19 protein-coding genes and 1 riboswitch are annotated in these 20,379 nt (G+C 73.8%); of the genes, 18 read left to right on the plus strand and 1 reads right to left on the minus strand.

The annotated features are described in order from the left end of the window. Positions 1 to 159: 159 nt before the first annotated feature. A riboswitch (cobalamin riboswitch) is annotated at positions 160 to 378 on the minus strand. A gap of 106 nt (positions 379 to 484) precedes the next feature. Continuing rightward, positions 485 to 1,294: a transporter gene (locus tag MKK58_RS19300; protein WP_243913939.1), complete on the minus strand. Its 810-nt coding sequence runs from the start codon at positions 1,292 to 1,294 to the stop codon at positions 485 to 487. A 396-nt stretch (positions 1,295 to 1,690) separates the two neighbouring features. Here MKK58_RS19300 and MKK58_RS19305 point away from each other — a divergent pair, with 396 nt between their 5' ends. The 18 genes from MKK58_RS19305 to MKK58_RS19390 all read left to right on the plus strand — a co-directional run bounded on the left by MKK58_RS19305 (position 1,691) and on the right by MKK58_RS19390 (position 20,324). Continuing rightward, entirely contained in the window at positions 1,691 to 4,621 is a 2,931-nt protein-coding gene (locus MKK58_RS19305) for a monovalent cation/H+ antiporter subunit A (protein ID WP_243913895.1), read from the plus strand. Next, positions 4,621 to 4,989, plus strand: a complete 369-nt coding sequence (locus MKK58_RS19310) for a Na+/H+ antiporter subunit C (RefSeq protein ID WP_243913897.1) — start codon at positions 4,621 to 4,623, stop codon at positions 4,987 to 4,989. The genes MKK58_RS19305 and MKK58_RS19310 overlap by 1 nt, the downstream gene beginning before the upstream one ends. A gap of 38 nt (positions 4,990 to 5,027) precedes the next feature. Beyond that, complete coding sequence (locus MKK58_RS19315; RefSeq protein ID WP_243913898.1) at positions 5,028 to 6,635, plus strand: monovalent cation/H+ antiporter subunit D; 1,608 nt, start codon at positions 5,028 to 5,030, stop codon at positions 6,633 to 6,635. Next, a complete protein-coding gene (locus tag MKK58_RS19320; RefSeq protein ID WP_243913899.1) occupies positions 6,632 to 7,135 on the plus strand; it encodes a Na+/H+ antiporter subunit E in 504 nt (167 codons plus the stop codon). Before MKK58_RS19315 ends, MKK58_RS19320 begins: the two co-directional genes overlap by 4 nt. Continuing rightward, positions 7,132 to 7,416 (plus strand): K+/H+ antiporter subunit F, encoded by a 285-nt coding sequence (locus tag MKK58_RS19325; RefSeq protein WP_055957555.1) that lies wholly within the window; start codon positions 7,132 to 7,134, stop codon positions 7,414 to 7,416. The genes MKK58_RS19320 and MKK58_RS19325 overlap by 4 nt, the downstream gene beginning before the upstream one ends. Further along, the gene (mnhG, locus tag MKK58_RS19330) at positions 7,413 to 7,754 is read left to right on the plus strand and encodes a monovalent cation/H(+) antiporter subunit G (protein WP_243913900.1); all 342 of its coding nucleotides are present in this window, start codon (positions 7,413 to 7,415) and stop codon (positions 7,752 to 7,754) included. Before MKK58_RS19325 ends, mnhG begins: the two co-directional genes overlap by 4 nt. A gap of 32 nt (positions 7,755 to 7,786) precedes the next feature. Next, entirely contained in the window at positions 7,787 to 8,518 is a 732-nt protein-coding gene (locus MKK58_RS19335; RefSeq protein ID WP_243913901.1) for a substrate-binding domain-containing protein, read from the plus strand. A gap of 107 nt (positions 8,519 to 8,625) precedes the next feature. Further along, a complete protein-coding gene (locus tag MKK58_RS19340) occupies positions 8,626 to 8,913 on the plus strand; it encodes a hypothetical protein (protein ID WP_243913902.1) in 288 nt (95 codons plus the stop codon). 176 nt (positions 8,914 to 9,089) lie between these two features. Further along, a complete protein-coding gene (locus MKK58_RS19345; protein WP_243913903.1) occupies positions 9,090 to 11,207 on the plus strand; it encodes a caspase family protein in 2,118 nt (705 codons plus the stop codon). Further along, on the plus strand, positions 11,204 to 12,556 hold the full coding sequence (locus MKK58_RS19350) for a hypothetical protein (protein ID WP_243913904.1): 1,353 nt from the start codon (positions 11,204 to 11,206) through the stop codon (positions 12,554 to 12,556). Before MKK58_RS19345 ends, MKK58_RS19350 begins: the two co-directional genes overlap by 4 nt. A 42-nt stretch (positions 12,557 to 12,598) precedes the next feature. Continuing rightward, positions 12,599 to 13,096, plus strand: a complete 498-nt coding sequence (locus tag MKK58_RS19355) for a hypothetical protein (protein ID WP_243913906.1) — start codon at positions 12,599 to 12,601, stop codon at positions 13,094 to 13,096. Positions 13,097 to 13,177: 81 nt separating this feature from the next. Next, the gene (locus MKK58_RS19360; protein ID WP_243913909.1) at positions 13,178 to 14,608 is read left to right on the plus strand and encodes a hypothetical protein; all 1,431 of its coding nucleotides are present in this window, start codon (positions 13,178 to 13,180) and stop codon (positions 14,606 to 14,608) included. Further along, positions 14,605 to 15,141 (plus strand): hypothetical protein, encoded by a 537-nt coding sequence (locus MKK58_RS19365; RefSeq protein WP_243913910.1) that lies wholly within the window; start codon positions 14,605 to 14,607, stop codon positions 15,139 to 15,141. The genes MKK58_RS19360 and MKK58_RS19365 overlap by 4 nt, the downstream gene beginning before the upstream one ends. Positions 15,142 to 15,154: 13 nt before the next feature. Beyond that, a complete protein-coding gene (locus MKK58_RS19370; RefSeq protein ID WP_243913912.1) occupies positions 15,155 to 16,291 on the plus strand; it encodes a hypothetical protein in 1,137 nt (378 codons plus the stop codon). Positions 16,292 to 16,375: 84 nt separating this feature from the next. Then, positions 16,376 to 17,353: a trypsin-like serine peptidase gene (locus MKK58_RS19375; RefSeq protein ID WP_243913914.1), complete on the plus strand. Its 978-nt coding sequence runs from the start codon at positions 16,376 to 16,378 to the stop codon at positions 17,351 to 17,353. Positions 17,354 to 17,470: 117 nt separating this feature from the next. After that, positions 17,471 to 18,319, plus strand: coding sequence for an OmpA family protein (locus MKK58_RS19380; protein WP_243913916.1), 849 nt, complete (start codon positions 17,471 to 17,473; stop codon positions 18,317 to 18,319). A gap of 59 nt (positions 18,320 to 18,378) precedes the next feature. Then, entirely contained in the window at positions 18,379 to 19,326 is a 948-nt protein-coding gene (locus MKK58_RS19385) for a hypothetical protein (RefSeq protein WP_243913918.1), read from the plus strand. Positions 19,327 to 19,346: 20 nt separating this feature from the next. After that, positions 19,347 to 20,324: a hypothetical protein gene (locus MKK58_RS19390; protein WP_243913920.1), complete on the plus strand. Its 978-nt coding sequence runs from the start codon at positions 19,347 to 19,349 to the stop codon at positions 20,322 to 20,324. The last annotated feature ends 55 nt before the right edge of the window (positions 20,325 to 20,379 follow it).

Raw genomic sequence — 20,379 nt, forward strand, 5'->3', positions numbered from 1 at the left:
GGTTCGGCAGGCGGGCCGTGGACGGGGGGATGTCATGGAACGGAGGGACGGCAGGGGGCCTCGGGCGACGTCTGTGGCACGTCACCGCGAAGACGCCGGTCCGTTCGCGGCATGCCAACGCCCCGACACCCACCAGGACACCCCGCCCGATGCGTCCCGCGTGTGACCACGACTGACGGCAGGTCTCCTGGCCCGCGGGTCACCGCCCCCTCACCGTCTTCCCAGGTTCCGGGTCCCCACAGACCGTTCACCCAGTGACGTGCTGATGATGGGCTCGCCGCTCACAGTTGCGGGGGCAGCCGCGGCGTTGGAGCCTGAGCCCCGCACCGCGTTCCCTTTTGATCCTCGTGAAGAGGAACCGTCACCCGTCAGGAGGCCCGAGGAGCCCCGGCCCCGTCAATGGGAGGCGGCGCTTTTCGCAGGCCCTGTGTCCGGCCGGTGACGATGGCGCGCGGTCCCCGCCGGAGGTCGCGGGTGGGTGCCGCTATTGGCGCGCGATCCGGCCCGGTCCCGCCACCGGGAGGGTCGGCGCGGCGGCATTGGTGCTCTCCTTGTAGATCGGCACGATGACCCTGAGCCATCCGCGCGTCTCGCGACCGCCGTAGTTGCGCTCCGCGATGTCCCGCGTGACGTAGGCCTGCAGGTTCACGGGGCCGAAATTGTACCCGACGAGGCCCCCCACCGCGACCTGACCCTGGCGCTGGTAGCCGGGGAACCGGGTCGGCAGGTCGGTCGAGGCGAAGGCCACCGGCCCGACCTCCCATTGGCCGAACTTCTTCGTCGCGGTCAGGTCGAGGTTCAGGTAGTCGGGATAGACCCCGCCCTGCGGCGAGACCGGGTCGATGAAGATGCCGTAGAGGAGGTTGGCCGTGAGGTTCAGCCCGTCCCCGGTGTAGCTCGCCGCGAAGCGGTGGCTGAAGGACGCGTTCTGCGTCAGGAAGCGCGTCTCGATGGGCAGGTATCCGCCGAAGAGGTAGCTCACGCCGAACTTGTTGCCGAGGTCCCAGGCGAGTTGGCCGGCGAGCAGCGGCTGGCCGATGCCGCTCTGATAGGGCGTGCCGCGCGGGCTCGAGGCCACCACGGGCTGGATCGCGATGAGGTTCAGGCGCGCCCCGAACAGGGTCCAGGGCGTGGACCAGACGAAGGCCGGCAGGTTGATGTTCGATTCCGAGTCGAGCGGGCGGGTGTCGCGGACGCCGAAGCTCGAGGTGTTGACGAAGTAGAGGCCGACGGGGAGCTGCGCGCCGGCGGGCAGGCCGATGGTCTGGCCCGGCTGGGCGGCGGATCCGGCCATCGCCGGGGCCGACCCGAGGAGCAGGAGGGGGAGGCCACGCGACAGGCGGCGCAGGAGGGACCGGAAGGCCTTGGACGGGGTGTCGATCTCGGATGGGCTGCGGATCACGCCTGTCTCCTCGGGCCCGGCCGCGACGTGGGGTGGCGCCGGGGACGGCGCCACGGCGACCGGGCGTGTCTCCATCAGACGAGCGGCCGCCGCGTTTTCATCCGCCCGGTGACGGGGCGGTTCCCGCATGTCGGCGCTCGCCACCTCGCGTGCCGGCCGCTATACGCACCATGACGTGGGTGAGCGCCTCCGACGATTCGCCCGGAGCGCCTCCGTACCCGAGGGAGGGCGGTCCCGCCCGATGACCGGGGCGCCCATGTCTGCCTGCTCCTCTCATTGCCCGAGCTGATGCCGCCTCAACTTCTTCTCGCCACCGCCGCGCTCCTGCCCTTCCTCGGCAGCGCGGCCGTGATTTGCCTGCCCGGACACGCCCGCAATGCCGCCGCGCTCCTCGCCGGGCTGGTGATGGTGGCGGCCCTCGCCTGCATCGGGCTGCTTTATCCGGCTGTGGCCGGCGCCGACAGCATCGCCTGGAGTCTGGACTGGCTGCCCTCCCTCGGCGTCCAGATCGTTCTGCGGCTCGATGGCCTGTCCTGGCTGTTCGCGGTCCTGGTGCTGGGGATCGGCGCCCTCGTGGTGCTCTATGCCCGCTACTACATGGCGGCCGAGGACCCGGTTCCGCGCCTGTTCTGCTACCTGCTGGCCTTCGTGGGCGCGATGCTGGGCATCGTGCTCTCGGGCAACCTGATCCAGCTGGTGGTGTTCTGGGAGCTCACCAGCATCGTCTCGTTCCTGTTGATCGGCTACTGGTCCGACAACGCCTCGGCCCGCGACGGGGCGCGGATGGCGCTCACCATCACGGCGGCCGGCGGCCTCTGCCTGTTCGTCGGCATGGTGCTGATCGGGCAGATCGTGGGCAGCTACGACCTCTCGGTGGTGCTCGCCTCCGGCGACGCGATCCGGTCCAGCCCGCTCTACCTGCCGGCCCTGGTGCTGGTGCTGGCCGGGGCGCTGACCAAATCGGCGCAGTTTCCGTTCCACATCTGGCTGCCCCGTGCCATGGCGGCGCCGACGCCGATCAGCGCCTACCTGCACTCGGCCACGATGGTGAAGGCCGGCATCTTCCTGATGATCCGGTTCTGGCCGGTGCTCGCCGGCACCGAGAGCTGGTACTGGATCGTGGGCACCGCCGGCATGGTGACGATGCTGGTGGGCGCCTGGAGCGCGATCTTCCAGCACGACCTCAAGGGCCTGCTGGCCTATTCCACGATCAGCCATCTCGGGCTGATCACCCTGCTGCTCGGCCTCGATTCACCGCTCGCCGTCGTGGCGGCGATCTTCCACACGGTGAACCACGCGACCTTCAAGGCCTCGCTGTTCATGGCCGCCGGGATCATCGACCACGAGACGGGCACGCGGGACATGCGCCGCCTCAGCGGGTTGTGGCGGGCGATGCCCTACACCGCCACCCTGGCCATGGTGGCCGCCGCCGCGATGGCGGGTGTGCCGCTCCTCAACGGCTTCCTGTCCAAGGAGATGTTCCTGGCGGAAGCCGTCGACAACGCGGGCGACCATCTGCTCAACCTCGCCCTGCCGGTGCTGGCGACGTTGGCCAGCGCCTTCACCATGCTCTACTCCGTGCGCTTCATCCGCCAGACCTTCTTCGGGCCCGCCCCCCACGACCTGCCGCACGCGCCCCACGAGCCGGTGCGCTGGATGCGCATTCCGATCGAGTTCCTCGTCTTCGTCTGCATCGCCATCGGCCTCGTGCCGAACCTCACCATCGGACCCGTGCTCGCCGAGGCGGTCCGCGCCGTCCTCGGCGCGCGGACGCCCGACTATGATCTCGCGATCTGGCACGGCTTCAACGCGCCGCTGGCCCTCAGCGTCGTGGCCCTGCTCGGCGGTGTCGCGCTCTACGTCGCGTTCGGGCGGCGGATCAACGCCAATCCCCGGGGCGGCCCCTGGCTGATGGACCGCCTCGACGGCGGCCGGCTCTTCGAGCGCGCGATGACGGGTCTCGTGACCGGGGCACGCGGGCTGGAAGAGCACCTGGGCAGCGAGCGTCTCCAGGTGCAGCTGCGCATCCTCTTCCTGACCGTGCTCCTGGCCGCCGTGATGGCGGGGGCCGCGCGCGGGCTCGACCTGTTCGCGCCGGGAAAGAGCACGGATTTCGATCCCGCCTTCGCGCTGATGTGGCTGGTTGGCGCGGCCTGCGCCGTCGGCGCGGCGGAGCGGGCGAAGTACCACCGCCTGTCCGCCACGATCTTCGTGGGCGGGGCGGGGCTGGTGAGCTGTCTCACCTTCCTCTGGCTCTCGGCCCCCGACCTCGCGGTCACGCAGATCCTGGTCGAGATCGTCACCACGGTGCTGCTGCTGCTGGGCCTGCGCTGGCTCCCGAAGCGCGACGCGGCGATTCCCGCGCCGGCTTCCGAAGCGGCGCGGGCCCGCCGCCGCCGCATCATCGACCTCGGCATTGCGGGCTTCGCCGGCCTCGGCCTCGCGGGCCTCGCCTACGCGGTGATGACGCGGCCGGCGGTCGACGGCATCGCGCGCTGGTTCGTCGAGGAAGCCTACCCGAAGGCGGGCGGGCGCAACGTGGTCAACGTCCTGCTGGTCGACTTCCGGGCCTTCGACACCCTGGGCGAGATCTGCGTGCTCGGCATCGTCGGGCTCACGGTGTTCGCACTCCTGCGCCGGTTCCGGCCCGCCTCCGACAGCCTGGAGCGGCCCCGCCAGCAGGTGAGCCACGACGCCTACGACGCGACCCGCGCCGGCCGCAGCCCCGGCGACACTGCCGCCGACGCGCTCCTCGTCCCCCGCGTGGTGATGACGTGGCTCTTCCCCTTCATCGTCCTGCTCGCCCTGCACCTGTTCCTGCGGGGGCACGACCTGCCGGGCGGGGGATTCGCCGGCGGCATCGCGCTCACCATCGCGTTCATGCTGCAATACATGGCCCAGGGCGCCGAGTGGGTGGAGGCGCGCCTGCGCATCCAGCCGATCGCCTGGATCGGGATCGGCCTGCTGATCGCGGTGCTCGCCGGCGCGGGCTCCTGGCTGTTCGGGCGCCCGTTCCTCACCGCCTCCTTCGCCTACTGGGAGCCGCCGCTGCTGGGCAAGGTGCCGGTGGCGAGCGCGCTGCTGTTCGACCTCGGCATCATGGTCCTGGTGGTGGGGGCGAGCGCGCTCATGCTGGTCGCCCTGGCCCACCAGTCCCTGCGCCGCACGCGCTCCGCCGAGGCCGAGGCGGAGCGGGTCGCCGAGGGGGAGACCGCCTGATGGAACTCGTGCTGTCGCTGGGCATCGGCGTCTTCGCCGCGTCCGGCATCTGGCTGATGCTGCGTCCCCGCACCTTCCAGGTCGTGCTGGGCATCTCGCTGCTGAGCTATGCCGTCAACCTGTTCATCTTCGCCATGGGCCGGCTCACGGTGGGGGCGCCGCCGGTGCTCGGGGCGGCCGCCGAGGTCGTTTCCGTCGACGATCCCGTCCCCCAGGCCCTGGTCCTAACCGCCCTGGTGATCGGCTTCGCGCTCACCGCCCTCTTCCTCGTCGTGCTCCTCGCCGCGCGCGGCGTCACCGGCAGCGACCACGTGGACGGCCGCGAGCCGCATCAGGCCGAGCCGCGGCCCGAAACCCCGCATCCATGACCCCGTACCCATGACCCCGTACCCATGAACCGGTCCGCATGAATCCGTCCGCCCTGAGTGCCCCCGCCGCCAGCGCCTGGAGCGACCATCTCGTCGTGCTGCCCGTCGTGCTGCCGATCGCCGTCGCCGGGGTGATGTTCCTGCTCGACGAGCGCCGGCACCGCCTGAAGGCGGCCCTGAGCCTGGCCACGGTGCTGGCTCTCCTCGCCGTCGCCCTCGTGCTGGTCGGGCGGGTGGACGCGGCCGCGCAGGTCTACCGCCTCGGCAACTGGGCGGCGCCCTACGGCATCGTGCTGGTGGCCGACCGGCTCTCGGCCCTGATGCTGGCGCTCGCCGGGATGCTCGGCCTGTGCGCCCTCGTCTTCTCCTTCGCCCGCTGGGGGCAGGCGGGGCCGCGCTTCCACGGCCTGTTCCTGCTGCTCCTGATGGGCGTGAACGGCGCCTTTCTCACCGGCGACCTGTTCAACCTGTTCGTGTTCTTCGAAGTGATGCTGGCCGCCTCCTACGGCCTCGTCCTGCACGGCTCGGGCGAGGTGCGGATCCGGGCCGGTCTCGGCTACATCGCCGTCAACCTCGTCGCCTCGCTGTTCTTCCTCGTGGGCGTCAGCCTGATCTACGGCACCATGGGGACCCTCAACATGGCCGACCTCGCCCGGCGCGTCGCGGCGCCCGCGAGCGGCGAGCAGGCCCTGTTCGAGGTCGGCTGCGCCGTGCTGGGGCTCGCCTTCCTGATCAAGTGCAGCGCCTGGCCGCTGGGCTTCTGGCTGCCGACGACCTACGCGGCGGCGAGCGCGCCCGCCGCCGCCGTCCTGGCGATCCTGAGCAAGGTCGGCATCTACGTGGTGGTGCGCCTCAGCCTGCTCCTGTTCGGCGCGGGGTCGTCGGCCGGCTTCGGCCAGACCTGGATCCTCGCCGCCGGGCTCGCCACGATGGCCTACGGCACCATCGGCATCTTGGCCGCCCGCGACCTGACCCGGGCAGCGGGCTACGCGGTGATGATCTCGTCGGGCACGCTCCTGGCGGCCCTGGGCACCGGCAGCGGCGGGGCCCTCGCGGGGGCCCTCTATTACCTCCTCGGCTCCACCCTGGCGGCCGGCGCCCTGTTCCTGCTGGCCGAGATCCTCCAGCGGGGCCGCGACCCGGCCCGGGCCGACCAGCCCGTCTTCGCCGACGAGTACCGCGATCCCTTCGACGACGCCGACGCCACCGAGATCGGCCGGGCGCTTCCGGCGGCGGTGGCGCTCCTGGGCATCGGCGTCCTCCTGTGCACCCTGATGCTCGCCGGCATCCCGCCGCTGGCCGGGTTCGTGGGCAAGCTCGCGATGTTCACGGGGCTGGCCGCGGGGCCGATCACGGCCCCGGCCTGGTGGCTGATCGCCGCCCTGACCCTCTCCAGCTTCGGCACCCTGATGCCCCTGGTGCGCTTAGGGATTCGCAATCTCTGGGTCCCGAGCGACGACCCGCCGCCGGTGCTGCGCCCCACCGAGTTCGCGGCACTGGCCGGCCTGCTGGCCGCCTGCCTCGCGCTGGCCCTCTGGGGCGGCCCCGCCCTCGCCTACGCGGACGCGACCGTGCGCTGGCTGGCGCAGCCGCAGGATTACGTCCGCGCCGTCCTCGGCACCGTGCAGGAGGGCGTCCGCCCGTGAGCCGGATTCTACCCTACCCCCTGCTGTCGGTCGGCCTCGCCGGTACCTGGCTCCTCCTCAACGCGCCCCTGAGCCCCGGCAGCGCCGTGCTCGCCCTCCTCGTCGGGCTGACGGTGCCCGCCGTGATGCGGGCGCTGCGGCCCCCTGCCGTGCGGGTGCGCGCGCCGGGAACCCTGGCGCGGCTCCTCGTCGTCGTCCTCTACGACATGGTGCGCTCCAACATCGACGTCGCCCGGATCATCCTCGGCCTGCGCCGCGGGACACGCCGGACCGGCTTCGTGGCGATCCCCCTTGACCTGCGCGAGCCCTTCGGGCTCGCGGTCCTGTCGATCATCCTCACGGCCACGCCCGGCACGCTCTGGGTGCGCTACGATTCGGACACCGGGCAACTGCTCCTGCACGTCCTCGATTATACGGGCGGGGACGAATGGGTGCGGCGGGTGAAGGACCGCTACGAGCGCCCCCTGATGCAGATCTTCGCGAGAGGGGACAGCGCATGAGCGCCACGACGGTTCTCGACTGGGGCCTCGGCCTCGCGCAGGGCATGCTGGTGCTGGCCATGGCGCTCGCCGCGTGGCGGATGCTGCGCGGTCCGCGCGCACAGGACCGCATCCTCGGCCTCGACACCCTCTACCTCAACGGGATGCTGGCGATCGTGGTCCACGGCATGCGCACCGGCAGTGGCCTCTACTTCGAGGCGGCGCTGATCCTCGGCATGATCGGCTTCACCGCGACGGTGGCGCTGGCCAAGTTCCTGATGCAGGGCGAGGTGATCCAGTGAGCGGCGCAGACCTGCCCGCCTGGGCCGCCTGGCTGGTCGTCGCGCTGGCGATCGCCGGGGCCGGCTTCTCCCTCACCGGGGCCCTCGGGCTCGTCCGCCTGCGGACGTTCTACGAGCGCGTCCACGCGCCGACCCTCGGCGCGACGCTCGGCATGGCCCTCATCCTGACGAGTTCGATGGTGCTGCTCTCGCTCCTCGAGGGCCGCCTCGTCCTGCGCGACGCGCTGATCGGCGTGTTCCTCACCGTGACGACGCCGGTCACGCTCCTGCTGCTCGCCCGCGCCGCCGCGCAGCGGGACCGGCACGAGGGCAATCCCGGCGCGCCGCCCGAGATCTGAGGCGGCCGCCTGCAATCGACGGGAGGGTGAGCATGGAGCGCGTGACGGACAGGCTCGGGGTGATCGTCTCGGGCGGCTTCTGGGAGCCGTACCAGGCGCTGCTGCCGGAGTTCGTCCGCGACACCGGCATCGCGGTCGAGACGCTCTCGGGCGCCTCCCAGGGGACGGGCCCGAAGACCATCGGCTGGCAACTGGAGCACGGGGCGAGAATCGACGTCGTCATCCTGTCGCGGGAAGGGCTGGACGAACTCGCCGCAGGCGGCCGCATCCGGCAGGGCTCGGACACGCCGCTGGCGCGCGCGGCCCTCGCCGCAGCCGTCCGCCTGGGAGCCCCCAAGCCCGACATCCACACTCGCGACGCCTTCCGGCAGACCCTGCTCGACGCCGGCACGGTCGTCATGCCAGGCAGCACCAGCGGCCTGTTCGTGCGGGATGCGGTGTTCCCGCAGCTCGGGATCGCCGATCGGGTCCGCGCCAAGGTCCTGCCCCGCGGCACGGATTCCACCGCGGCCCTGGCCGCCGGCGAGGCCGACCTCGCCCTCGGGCCCGTGAGCGAACTCGTCGGCCAGCCCGGCATCGAACTCGTCGGACCCCTGCCCGACGCGGTCCAACTCGTCCAGGTCTTCACCGCCGCGATCGTCGACACCGCGCACCGGATCGCGGAGGCCCGGCGCCTCATCGCCTTCCTGGCCTCGCCCCGGGCGGCGGCCGCGATCCGGCGGTTCGGGATGGAGCCGGCCGGCGCCTCCGCGAAATCCGCTTAGGTCCGAAAAAATCCGAAGGGTTCGCGGGCCGCCCGCGCAGAACGGGCTCTGGCCCGCCCATGACCCTGGCGAGGGCGGCCGGTGCCGCCCGACCAGGGAGATGTCACATGCGCACGATCGCGATCCTCGCCCTCGCCGGCCTGCTCGCCGGCGCCGTCCCGGCCCTCGCCCAAGAAGCGGCTTTCAAGGAACCCGCGTTCCGGGAGGCGGCCCCGGCCCGGAGCGGCAGCCCGGAATTCCTCGGCGTCGACCTCGACAATGGCGGGGTCTACTACAACGGCCGCAACTCCGGTCGCTACTGCCTCTACCGCACCGTCGACGTGTTCAACCGTTACACCGGCTACGTCGAGGCGCGCCGGGTCCGCCGCTGCGGCCGCGGCCTCTACCTGCCGTAGGGAGGACGCGATGCTGGCCGTCGTCTCGCCGATCCACCTCGCCCTCCTCAGCCTCGTCGTCGGGCTGCTCGTCGGGTGAGCGCCCGGCACGCCATGCTCCGGCCGGATTCCTTGGCAAGGTCCGGCCGGGGGGAGCCCCAACCGGGCCCCCCACCATGCCGCAGGGAGAGCAGTGCATGAGGCCAGAGGCCACCGTCCCGGCGATCCAGCGGCGCTGCGCACGCCTCCTCATCGCTGTCCTGGCACAGCTCGCCCTCGGCCTCGTCGCCTCCGGCCCCGTCCGGGCCGCGACCGATCCGGCCGCCTTCTCCGACAACGCGGATTCGGTCGCCGTCGTGATCGGCAACCGCAGCTACAAGCAGACGGTGCCGGTGGACTACGCCCACAACGATGCCGAGGCCATGCGGGCCTACCTCGTCCAGCGCCTGGGCTACCGCGAGAGCAACGTCTTCGTCCTGAAGGACGCCACCCTCAACGAGTTCAACCAGGCCTTCGGCACCGAGCGCAATCCGCAATCGGGCCGCCTCTGGCGCAGCGTGCGCGAGGGCCGCTCGAACGTCTTCGTCTATTACTCCGGACACGGCGTGCCGGACCTCGCCACCCGCCAGCCCTTCCTGCTGCCGGAGGACGGCAATCCCAACCAGGGCGAGAGCGGCTACAGCCTGGAGACCCTCTACCGCAACCTCGACCTCGTGAAGCGCAAGATCGGGCCCGAGCGCCAGCTCGTCGTCATGGTCGATGCCTGCTTCACCGGCGAGACCGGCCGCAAGGGCGAGAGCCTGCTGGCGGTCTCCGCCCCCGGCTTCGCCCCCGCCCGCCCGAAGGCCGAGACCGGGATCGTGCGGCTGGTGGCCACCTCCGGCGCGACGCCGGCCAACTGGGACGCGACGAACCGGCTCGGCCTCCTCACCAGCCGCTTCCTCATGGGCGTCTCGGGCTTGGCCGACGGGACGGACCAGCAGGGCGACGGCGACGGGCAGGTCGCCTGGCCGGAACTGAAGCGCTACCTGCGCCGGGAGGTCGAGGAGGCGGCGCGCCGCGCCTCCGGCCGCGAGCAGGTGCCGGAGATCGACGATGCGCCCATCGTGCTGAAGGCCGCCCTGCCGGTGGACGCGGTCGCGAACGGGGTCGCCGCCGTCCGCGACGAGGCGGCCTGGCGCCGGGCCGAGGGGCTCGGCACGCGGGAGGCCTTCGAGGCCTATGTGGGCACCTGCGGCACGGTCTGCGCCCATCGCGAGGCCGCAATGGAGCGGCTGTTCACCGACCGCCGCCGGGACGCGGCGGCCCGCGACCAGGAGAACTGGGCCCGCCTCGGCCCGGCCAAGCGCTACCGCGAGTACCTCGACACCTGCCGGGAGGTCTGTGCCTATCGGAGCCTCGCCGACGGCTATCTCGGGACCGGCGGAGGCGCCGGAGCCTCGGCTTCGGACGACCCGAACGTGCGCCGCTGCGACGCGCTGGCCGCCGGTACCGACGACCCCGACCGCCCGGCCGGCGTCACGGGGGTGAAGCTCGGCCGGATCGAGGCCTCGGCCGCCACGGAGGCCTGCCGCGCGGCGAGCGCGGCCCATCCCGACCTGCGCCGTCTCGCTTACCAGCTCGGCCGTGCCCACGACCGCGCCGACCGCTACAAGGACGCGTTCGCCGCCTACGACCGCGCGGCCAAGGCCGGCAGCATCTCGGCGATGAACAACCTCGCCACCCTCTACGAGAACGGACAGGGCGTGAAGCGCGCGCAGAGCGAGGCGTTCCGCCTCTACCGGCAGGCCGGCGATGGCGGCAATGCGATCGCGCTCGCCAACGCCGCCCGCATGCTGGAATACGGCAACGGCATCCCGAGGAACGAGGCCCAGGCCGTGGCGCTCTACAAGCGCGCCGTGGAGGCCGGCGACGTCGCCTCGATCTCGAAGCTCGTGCCGCACTACACCACCGGCGCCTACGGCTTCCCGAAGGACCTGGGCAAGGGCCTCGACCTGTTCCGGCAGGCCGCCGACAAGGGCGATCCCGTTGCCATGGCCACCATGGCGGCCCTGATCGACAACGGCTTTGCCCGCTACTTCCCGGGCGTCAGCGCGCCCGGCATGGTGCTGCGGGCCCTCAAGCGCGGCGAACTCGGCGCGGCCTCGGTCTCGGCCACCGATACCGGCGCCCAGAAGCTCAAGCCCGACACGATCCGGGCCGTCCAGCGCGCCATCAAGGAGGCGGATTACTATACCGGCGCCCTCGACGGACGCTTCAACCCGGTCTTCGTGCGCGCCCTCGACCTCTACGCCAAGGCCAACGAGACGGAATGAGGCCGGCCGTCGCCCTCGCGCTCGTCGCAGCCCTGGCGAGCCTGCCTGCGCGGGCCGACCCCGGCACCGCCGCCCTGGCGCCCTTCCTCGACGCCGTGGCGGCCTGCGCCGGCCGGCCCGACCTCACCCTGGCGGTGGTCGGCGTCGAGCCCGGTCAGACCGCGCTCGCGCGGGAGCAGGCCGAGGAGATCCGCCTCACGGTGGAAACCCGGCTCCAGGCCACGGGCCGGGTGCGCCTCGCGGCGGCCGCCGACGTGGTGCGGATCAAGGCCCTGCGCGAGGGCACCACCGGTCTCTCCGGCGCCGAGGCCGAGGGGCAGATCCGCGCGGCCTTCGCGGGCGATGCCAGCGTGTTCCTGGTGGAGCCCCGCCGGGCCGGCGAGACCGTGGCGTTCCGCCTCCAGGCGATCACCCGGAACGCGGCCTGCAAGGCGACGAGCGAACCCGTCCTCGTGCCGGTGCGGATCGGCCCCGGCGTCGCCGACGTCGACGCCGTCATGGAGCAGGCGGTGCGCGCCTTCACGCAAGCCGCGCCGCAGGCCGGCGCCGTCGAGATCTGCCCCTTCGTGGCCGAGGGCGGCCACTCGACCTGCGCGGCCGTGCTCACCGACCGCCTCGTCATCGCCCTCGACGCCGAGGCGCGCAGCGCCAACCGCGTCCTGAAGGGGGCCCGCCTCGACGTGCGCCGCAAGGCCCCTGGCACCGCCTGCGAGGGCCCGGTGACGGCCCGGGGGCGCGTCCTGCAGGACCGCGACCCGGGCGGTGGCCCCAGCACCTGGATGGAACTGGAGTTCCGGCGCGACGATGCGGTGCTGGCCCCCACCGGGCGCCGGCGTATCGGCACCGAGGGGCTCGGATGCGATCCGACCCCGCGCCCCTTCCTCGACCATCTGGCGGCGACCGCCCGCACGGACGGGGGCCGCCTCGCGGTCTCGGCGACGGCCACGCCCTACGCGGCCGGGCAGCGCCTGGAGATGCGCATCGAATCGAAAGCCGGCCAGAGCCTCTATTGCTGGGTGGTCGCGCCCGACGAGACCGCCTACGTCGCCCTGCCGGTGCGCGGCAATGCCGCCTCCGCCGCGCCTCTGAAGGCCGGCGACGTCCGGCGCTACCCGCGCGGCTACGGCCTCGACGAGATCGTCGCGGGCGAGCCATTCGAGAACCTCTTCACCTGCTTCGGGGTCGCGGGCGGCCTGCCGCCGGACCTCGCCGCACGCTGGCTCGCGGCCGCGCCGGGCACCGATTCCGACGCGCGGCTGCTGCCGCCCGCAGAGGTGCTCGACCTCGTGGACCGGATCCGGGCGACGCCCGGGGTGACGGAGGCCGCGGCCCGGATCGTGGTGCGATGAGGTGCGGGGCCGTCGTTGCGCCGGACACACAGAAGGTCTTCCATGCGCACCCTCGTCGTCGCCCTCCTGTGTCTGTCGGCCGGGGCCGCGCGGGCCGAGGGGTTCGCGGTCCGGGACCTCACGACCGTCGTGGACGCGGCCAAGGCGGTCCTCGGCACGGGCGCCCTGTCGCGGGCGGAGCCCCGGCGGCTCACCTTCTCCTGCCCGGACTGCGCCGGTGCGCCGATGATCGACCTGCAGCTCGGCCGTCAGACCGACGGGACGGAGGAGCGCGTGCGCTCGGGGCAGACTTCCCTCGATCGCCTCGAAGCCCTGTGCCGGGCAAAGAACCCGGACTGCCGCCTGTCCGGCCTGTCCGTGGCGCCGGCTCTCGGCTGGATTAGCAGCTATCCAGTGGGGACAAGCGCGGGAGCGACCGCCATGATCCTGCGCGACGGCGACCTCCTGACGATCCGCGCCCTGGCGGGCAGCCGCGAGGCGGCCTCGGGCCATGTCGCGGCTCTGGTGCGGGCGGTCGCGCCGGGTCTCGTCGGCCGTTAGGGCCGGTTCGGGGTGACGCCTGTCCCGGCAGGCGCTAACCATGGCCTGTCCGGAGCAGCGCGAAGGGGATCGGACGGAGGCATGACCGGGGGCTACGACGAGCGCTGCGCGGCCGACCTCGCCGCCGTCTGCGAGGGGCGCGACCTGTCCCGGGAGGACCGGGCCTGGCTCGCGCGGGTCGTCACCGGTGCCGTGCGGCCGAACCGCGACAAGCCGCTCTGGGACCTCGCCCACGCGCTGGCGGCCCTCGCCCGGCTCACCGCGGCGGGGGAGGCTCGCGACCTCGTCTCCCTGGCGCTCGATCCGGGTCTCGCCCGGCCGGCCGGCCTCGCGGCGCGCTTGGGCGAGGGGCGGGTGCAAGGGGCGGCCGCCGACGCGCGTGGCCTCGTGCTGACGGTCGGTGCCGGCTGGCGCACCACTTGGGCCGGCCTCGCGCGCCTCCTGGCGCTCGCCGAATTCCTGCTGACGGCGGAGGATCTCGGGCAGTTCGCTCTCGTGTCCGGCTGGTTCGGGGACCTCGCCGCCGCGCCCGACGGCGAGGCGGCGGCCTTCCTGGGCAAGCGCCTGGCGCGTCACCTCGCTGCCTACCGCAACGACCACCTGCCCCTGGCGCCCCTGGAGCGGCGCTTCCGCGCCCTACTCGGACACCTGCGCGGGCGCACCGATTTCGGGGACGACGACATCCTGGCCGTCTGGTGCGCCGAGATGGAGCAGGGCGAGCGGGTCGGCTTCCGCACGGTGGCCGAGCACTTCGTCACCTTCGAGGCGGCCGCGTGCCTGCGGGGCGGCCTCGACGGCCTCGCGGCGGCCGAGTCCCTTGACGCGCATGCGGGCTGGGAGGAGCGCCTCGACGCCTCGCTCGCCGACCTCGTGGCGGGCGAGCCCGCCGAGGCCCTGGTCGACCTCCTCGCCGGGCTGGCGGACGGCCCCAAGAGCTTGAACGGCCCCAAGATTCTGACCGGCGCCGAGCGCGACGACCTCGCCGACCTGCTGCGCCTCGAACCCTTCCACCGCAGCAGGCCGCTCACGACCCTCCGGGCGACCAGCTTCGGGCGGGTCCAGTCCGGCCTCGCCAACCGCCTGCGGCGGGGCGGCGGGGGCCCCGAGATCGCCGAGCGGGTCGCCTGCGCCGAGGCCGAGACCTATCCGGCCCTGGCCGAGCGGGTCGGGGCGCTGGCGGCCCATCTCGACCGGATGCTGCGCATCGCGGCGGCCCTGCGGGTGCCGGCGGATGCCGACGGCCTCGGCCCGGAGGTGCGCGCCGCCCTCGCCGCCGCCCTCTCCGACATCCGACGGGTGCGGCGCGCCGGCTTCGACGATCCGGACCGGCTGGCGGCGGGCTTCGCGCAGGCGGACACCGCGCTCCTGCGCCTCGCCGAGGAGGTCGGGCGCCTGCAGCGGGCCGTGGCGGCGCTGGACCGCCAACGTCCCCTGGCGCCGGCCTTCGCGGCCGACCGGGACGTCTTCGCCCGGACCTTCGCCCGCGCCTACGCGTCGGAGGCCGCCGCATGACGTCCGAAGGTGAACCCGTGAGTGACGCGGCGGCCCGGCTGCTCGCCGAGATCCACGCCGCGCGCGGCCTTTTGCGCGCGGCCCCGGCCTCCGCGCGCCCGGGCGCCGCCGCGCTCTGGGCCCATGCCCTGCGCGAGCCGGGCGCTCCCGTCGACCTCGCGGTCGCCCGGGCGATCCGGACCGACCCGGATACGGCACGACGCTACCGCACGCTGCTGGCCGGCCAGGCGCTGGCGCACGCGCCCCTCGCCATCGCGGCCGCGCACGGGCCGGTCTCGTCGCGCCGCATCGGACCCTTCGCCCTGGAGATCCTGGCCGCGACGGAGGATGCGCCGCCGCTCCTGATCCTGCGGGGCGTCGTGGCCCGGCCGCCGCGCCTGATCGAGGCGATCCTCGGCGACGAGACCCTGCGCCTCGCCCTGCCGGCTCCCGTCGAGGGCGTGATCCTGCTTGCCCTCGATCCGGCCGTGCCGGAGGCGGTCCGGCTCGGAGACATGCTCCGGGACCCCGCCTGCGCGGCCTTCCTGCTGTGACGACGCCCCCGGCATGAGGCCGGCCCCGATCCTGGTCGTGGTGCCGACGACGGGCGGCCCGCTGGTCCTGCAAAGCCTGAAGGCCCGCCCCGGCCTGCCGGTCTCCACGGCCTTCGCGGCGGGCGACTACCGGCCTCTTCCCTGGTCGGGCGACTACGCTCGGCTCTCGGCCGAGGGTGGGCCGCTGTCGCGCCTGGCCGGGCTGGACCCCGGACCCTACGAACTGCGCCTCAGCGGCTCCTTCGATGCCGGACGCTCCTGGGAGGCGCCGATCTGCCTCGCGCACGGGCTCTTGGCGCACGGGCTTCTGGCGCGGGGGCACGCGCTGACCGCCGACCCCGCGACCGCCGGGATCGTGGTCTGGGCGACCGGCGCGGTCGATCTCGACCTCGCCGTTCTCCCCGGCGCCTACGCCCTCCTCGACAAGATCGAGCGCTCCCGCGAACTCTTGGCGCAGGCGGCCGAGGCCGAGCTCGTCGTCCTCATCCCGGACGGCGCGGAGGCGGCGGAGGCCGAGCGGACCTTTCGCGAACTCGGGCGCCTGCGCCCGCCGGTGATCCTGCCGTCCGGCTCCGTGATCGCGGCCCTCGCCGCCCTGGCCCAGCCGGCGGCGCCCATGCCGGCCGGGCGGCGCGTCCCCCGTCGGGCGCTGGCCGCCGGCCTCGCGGGGCTCGCCGCCGTCGCCGCCGTCGCCGCCGTCGGGATCGCCCTCTCGGGCCTGGCCGTCCCGCACCGGACGGAGGCACCCCCGGCCGTCGCCGACGCCCCCCAAACCACCATTGCGGCGCCCGCCATCCTGGCGGAGGAACTCGTCGCACCGGCGGGCTCCTCCTGCCGGCGGGTCGCCTTCGGGGCCGATGCGCCGGAGCGCCGCCCCATTCCGGTCGAGGCGCAGGGTCGGCTGCGCGCGAGCCGCCTCGCGCCGGACCTGTGCGGCCTCGCCTTCCGCACCGTGCGCGCCGGTACGCGCCTCGCGATCGACCCCGCGCTGGCCGCCGCGTCCCTGCCGCCGACGCGGCTGCCGGACGGGGCGCAAGCCTACTTCCTGCGCGAAGGCGCGCGCCAGAACCGCGTCTACGCGGTCCAGGCCATACCGGAGGCCGATGCCGCCGGGGCGTCGGAGCGCCTTGAGCACGCCCTCGCGCGGTGAGCCTCCGGTTCCCGCCGGGAACGGCCGCTTTTTGACGCAGCGCCGGCCGCCGGGCATAAACCCGGCGCCGAGAGGAGGACAGCGATGGCCGCACGCCACCGGACACGCCGCTCGAACCTGGGGGGAACCTGCCTGATCCTCGCCCTGTGCGCCGCCGGCGGCGCCAGGGCGCAGAGCGTCGGGTTCGACCCTGCCGATTACGGCCGGGCCCAGCTGCCCCTGCGCCAGACCACGGGCGACGCCGCCGCCTATGTCGACCGCAACAAGGGCGCCTTCGAGCCCATCGCCGAACTCGACCCCAAGGACGGGCTCGCGGCGCTGGCCCGCCCCATCGGCCGGGTCGACATCGTCCTGCGCAACACGCGCAGCGGCCAGCAGGTCGGCGCTTCCTGCACGGGCACGCTGCTGCCGGGCGACTACGTCCTGACGAACCATCACTGCCTGCCGCAATCGGGCGACCTGACCCCGGTCAAGGCGTCGATCCTGATGGATTACCTCACCCTCGACGGCCAGGGCTCGCGGCGCTTCGAGATCGACCCGAAGCCGGTGGAGTTCGACCAGCGCCTCGATTTCGCCCTCGCCCGCGCCGCCGGCAACCCCACCGCCACCTACGGCAGCGCCCGGCTCTCGGGCGATGCGGTTCCGGGCAACCGCTCCATGCTGGTGATCCATCATCCCCTGGGCCGGCCCAAGGTGATGAGCCGGTTCCGCTGCTTTGCCGTGAAGGAGCAGGGCGAGGGGCCCGACCTGCGCCATCGCTGCGACACCCTCGGGGGCTCCTCCGGCTCGCTGATGTTCGACGCCTCCGTGGCGGGCGTCGCCCTGCACAAGGAGGGCGGCCTCGATCCGAAGGACCCGTCGAGCTTCAACAATGCCACGCGCCTTTCGGCGATCCTGGCCAGGAGCCGCATCCTGGCCGAGATCGCCGCCGCGCAGGGGCGTCCCACCGCGGCCACGGCTGCCGCCGCCCCGCCGCGCCCGACCCCCGCGCCGCCGGCGCCCGCCGCCGCGGATGGCCCCCTCGATCCCGGCCGGATGAACGCGATCCTGCGCGGCCGCTGAAGCGACCCGGAAAAAAATCGACCATCATCGGGGCTTGGCGGCGAAAGCCGCTCTGGGCCGTCCAGGGACAGGGTGTGGGGCCGGAGCAAGGCCCGGAACGTCGAGGAGGACCGACCCATGCGGATCGACGAAGTGCCCGCGCGCGGCCCCGTGCCGTCGGACATCGCGCGGAGCACCGGCACCGTCGCCTTCGGGCGCGCCGCCCGCACCCGCCTCGGCCGTTCCGGGCTCCTCCTCGCCCTCGGGCTGGCCGCCATGCTGGCCCAGGCGGCCCGCGCCAACCCGTTGACGGAGGTGCCGGGCGCCCGGCCGGACATCGCGGGCTCGGGAGACGACCTGGCCGAGCGGGCGGAGGGGCGGGCGCGCAACCCCGATGCGACCGCGATCATCCGCTCCCTGGCGCCCTTCGCCGACGGCAATCCGGGCGCCCCGGTCCAGACCCTGGCGCCCGACGACGGCGGCCCGGCCCTGCGCGTCGTCGCCGCGCGCTCCGTCGATCTCACCGTGTTCTTCGCCTACGACAGCGCCCGGCTGACGCCGGAGGCGCGCATCCAGCTCGAGCCCCTCGGCCAGGCCCTCCGCGCCCCCGACCTCGCCGGCCACGGCTTCCTCGTCGCCGGCCACACCGACGCGGCGGGCGCGCCCCTGCACAACCGCCGCCTCTCCCTGGCCCGCGCCCGCGCGGTGAAGGCCCACCTCGTCGAGACCTACGGCATCGCGCCCGAGCGCCTGCGGGTCCACGGCTGGGGCCCGACCCGGCCGAAGGACCCGGCCGCCCCCCTGTCGCGGGTGAACCGCCGCGTCGAGGTGAGCCTGATCGCGCCGGCCCGCACGGGCGGGCTGCGCTTCGTGGTGCCGGTGGCGGAGGCGGATTGCGCGGGCCCCCTCGCCGATCCGCGCCTGCGGGTCGCCCTCGACCTCGACGATTTCGACGCCGCCCCGACCGCGCCGCGCTGCGCCCCCTGATCCCCCACCCAGATCCGATCCGCCCGCGTTCCGGAACCCCGATCCCCAGGAGAGACTCGATGCCCTTTCCCACCACCCTGCTCTGCACCGCCCTCGCCGGCGCGCTCCTGTCGGGTCTCGCCGCCCCCGCGCAGGCCCAGCCAAGGCCCAATGTCGTGGTGATGGGCGAGGATGCCGACGAGGATTCCGTGCCGCGCGGCAACCGCATCTTCCAGCGGGTGATCACAGAACTCTCGGAGACGATGAACCTGCGCGGCTACAACGTCTACGACGAGACCGCCGTGGCGATGGGCTTCACCCAGCCCAACCGCGTGCGCCGCCGCGATGCCGAGCTCATCGAGGTCGCCCGCGCCGTGCAGAACCCGCCGCTCGACGTGGTGGCGGTGTTCCAGGTCTACGCCTCGGCCTCGAAATCGGCCTATTCCGACATCGTGCGGCCCGAGGTGCGCATCCCGGGCCGCCTCCTCAACGTGCGCACCGGCCAGTCGCTCGGCGCCTTCGAGGTGGCGGGTGTGCAGCTGCCGCCCCTGCCCCAGGGCTGCGACCGCGAATGCCTGCTGGAGCGCGTCGGCGCCGAGGCAAAGACCATCGCGGCCGACGTCGCCTCCGCCCTGACCCAGAAGCTCGACGGGGTCATCGCCCCGCGCCGCGGCGCCGATGCCGGCGCCCCCCTGCCGACGGTCGCGCCCCCGGCGGCCGGCAGCGTCGCGGGCACGCCCGCCGGGGAGGCCTGTGGCGGCCTGCCGACCGCCTACACGGTCAAGCTCACCGGCTTCTCGGCCCAGGAGGTCCAGGCGGCCGAGGAGTACATGGCGGCCTTCCGCTGCTACGAGCACCACCGTCCGGTGCGCGCCGGGGCCGCGAGCGCCGAGTACTGGTACGAGACCCGCGCGGATTCGGGCCGGCTCGGCCGCAACCTGCGCCTGATGCTCGACCACATGAGCGCGCCGGGACAGGTCCAGTTCTCCGGCAACACCTTCGTGGTCAACCGCGTCGCGACCCGCTGAAGCGCGCGAAGGACAGTCCCATGATCCTGACGCACGCATTCGGCGCCGCCCTGCGCCTGGTGGCTCTGTTGAGCTTCCTCGCCGTACCGGCCCGGGCCGCCGAGCCGATCTTCCCGCCGGCCGGGGCGGTCGGCCTCGTGCCGCCCCCCGGCATGGCGCCCGCCAAGGCTTTCGCGGGCTTCGAGCACCGCTCGGGTGCCTCGATCGTCATCGTGGAGATGCCGGCCGAGGCCTACGGGCAGCTCGTGACGGGGTTCACGCCGGAGGCCCTGAGCGCCACCGGCTTTCGCGCCAAGGGTGGGAGCGAGGGGCTGCCCGTGGCCGGGGGCGAGGGCCGCGTCCTGCGCGGCAGCCAGGCGGCCAACGGGCTCACCTACGCCAAGTGGGTCGCGGTGGTGCGCGGCGCGGGCGGCACCGGCCTCGTCACTGTACAGGTTCCCGAATCGGCCCGCCGGCAGGTGCCGGACCGGGCGGTCGAGGCGGCCCTGGCGACGATCGCGTTCCGCGCGCCCGGCTCCGTCGACGACCAGATCGCGACCCTGCCCTACACGGTCGGCGACCGCGCGGGCTTCCGTCCCGTCCGTACCCTGATGGGCAACGCCCTCCTCCTCACCGACGGCCCCAGGGACGTCGACCCCGAGGGGACCCAGGCCCTGGTCATCGTCGCGCCCGCTCTGGGGCAGGTCCCGGTCGCCCCCGGCCAGGAGGGCGCTTTCGCCCGCAAGGCGCTCGGCACCATCCGCGAGGTCCGGGACGTCGTGGTCACGGACGAAGAGCGCTCCACCCGCGACGGGGCGGTCGTCGTGCACCTGCGCGGGACGGGCAAGGACGCGCGCTCGGGCCGGGAGGTCGGCGTGATCCAGACGATCCGGTTCGCCGACGGGGGCTACCTGCGCGTCGTCGGCCTCGCCGGGGCCGACCGGCCGGAGGTTCTCGCGCGGGTCGAGCGCATCGCCGCCTCGGTGGCGCCGCGCCTGGGGCGGGGACCCGCGCCGTGAAACGGCCGAGCCTCCTTCTGGCCGCCACGCTGTCCGGATTCGCCCCGGCCGCCCG

Origin of the sequence: Methylobacterium sp. J-078, assembly GCF_022829285.1 — a bacterium.
Classification (GTDB): domain Bacteria; phylum Pseudomonadota; class Alphaproteobacteria; order Rhizobiales; family Beijerinckiaceae; genus Methylobacterium.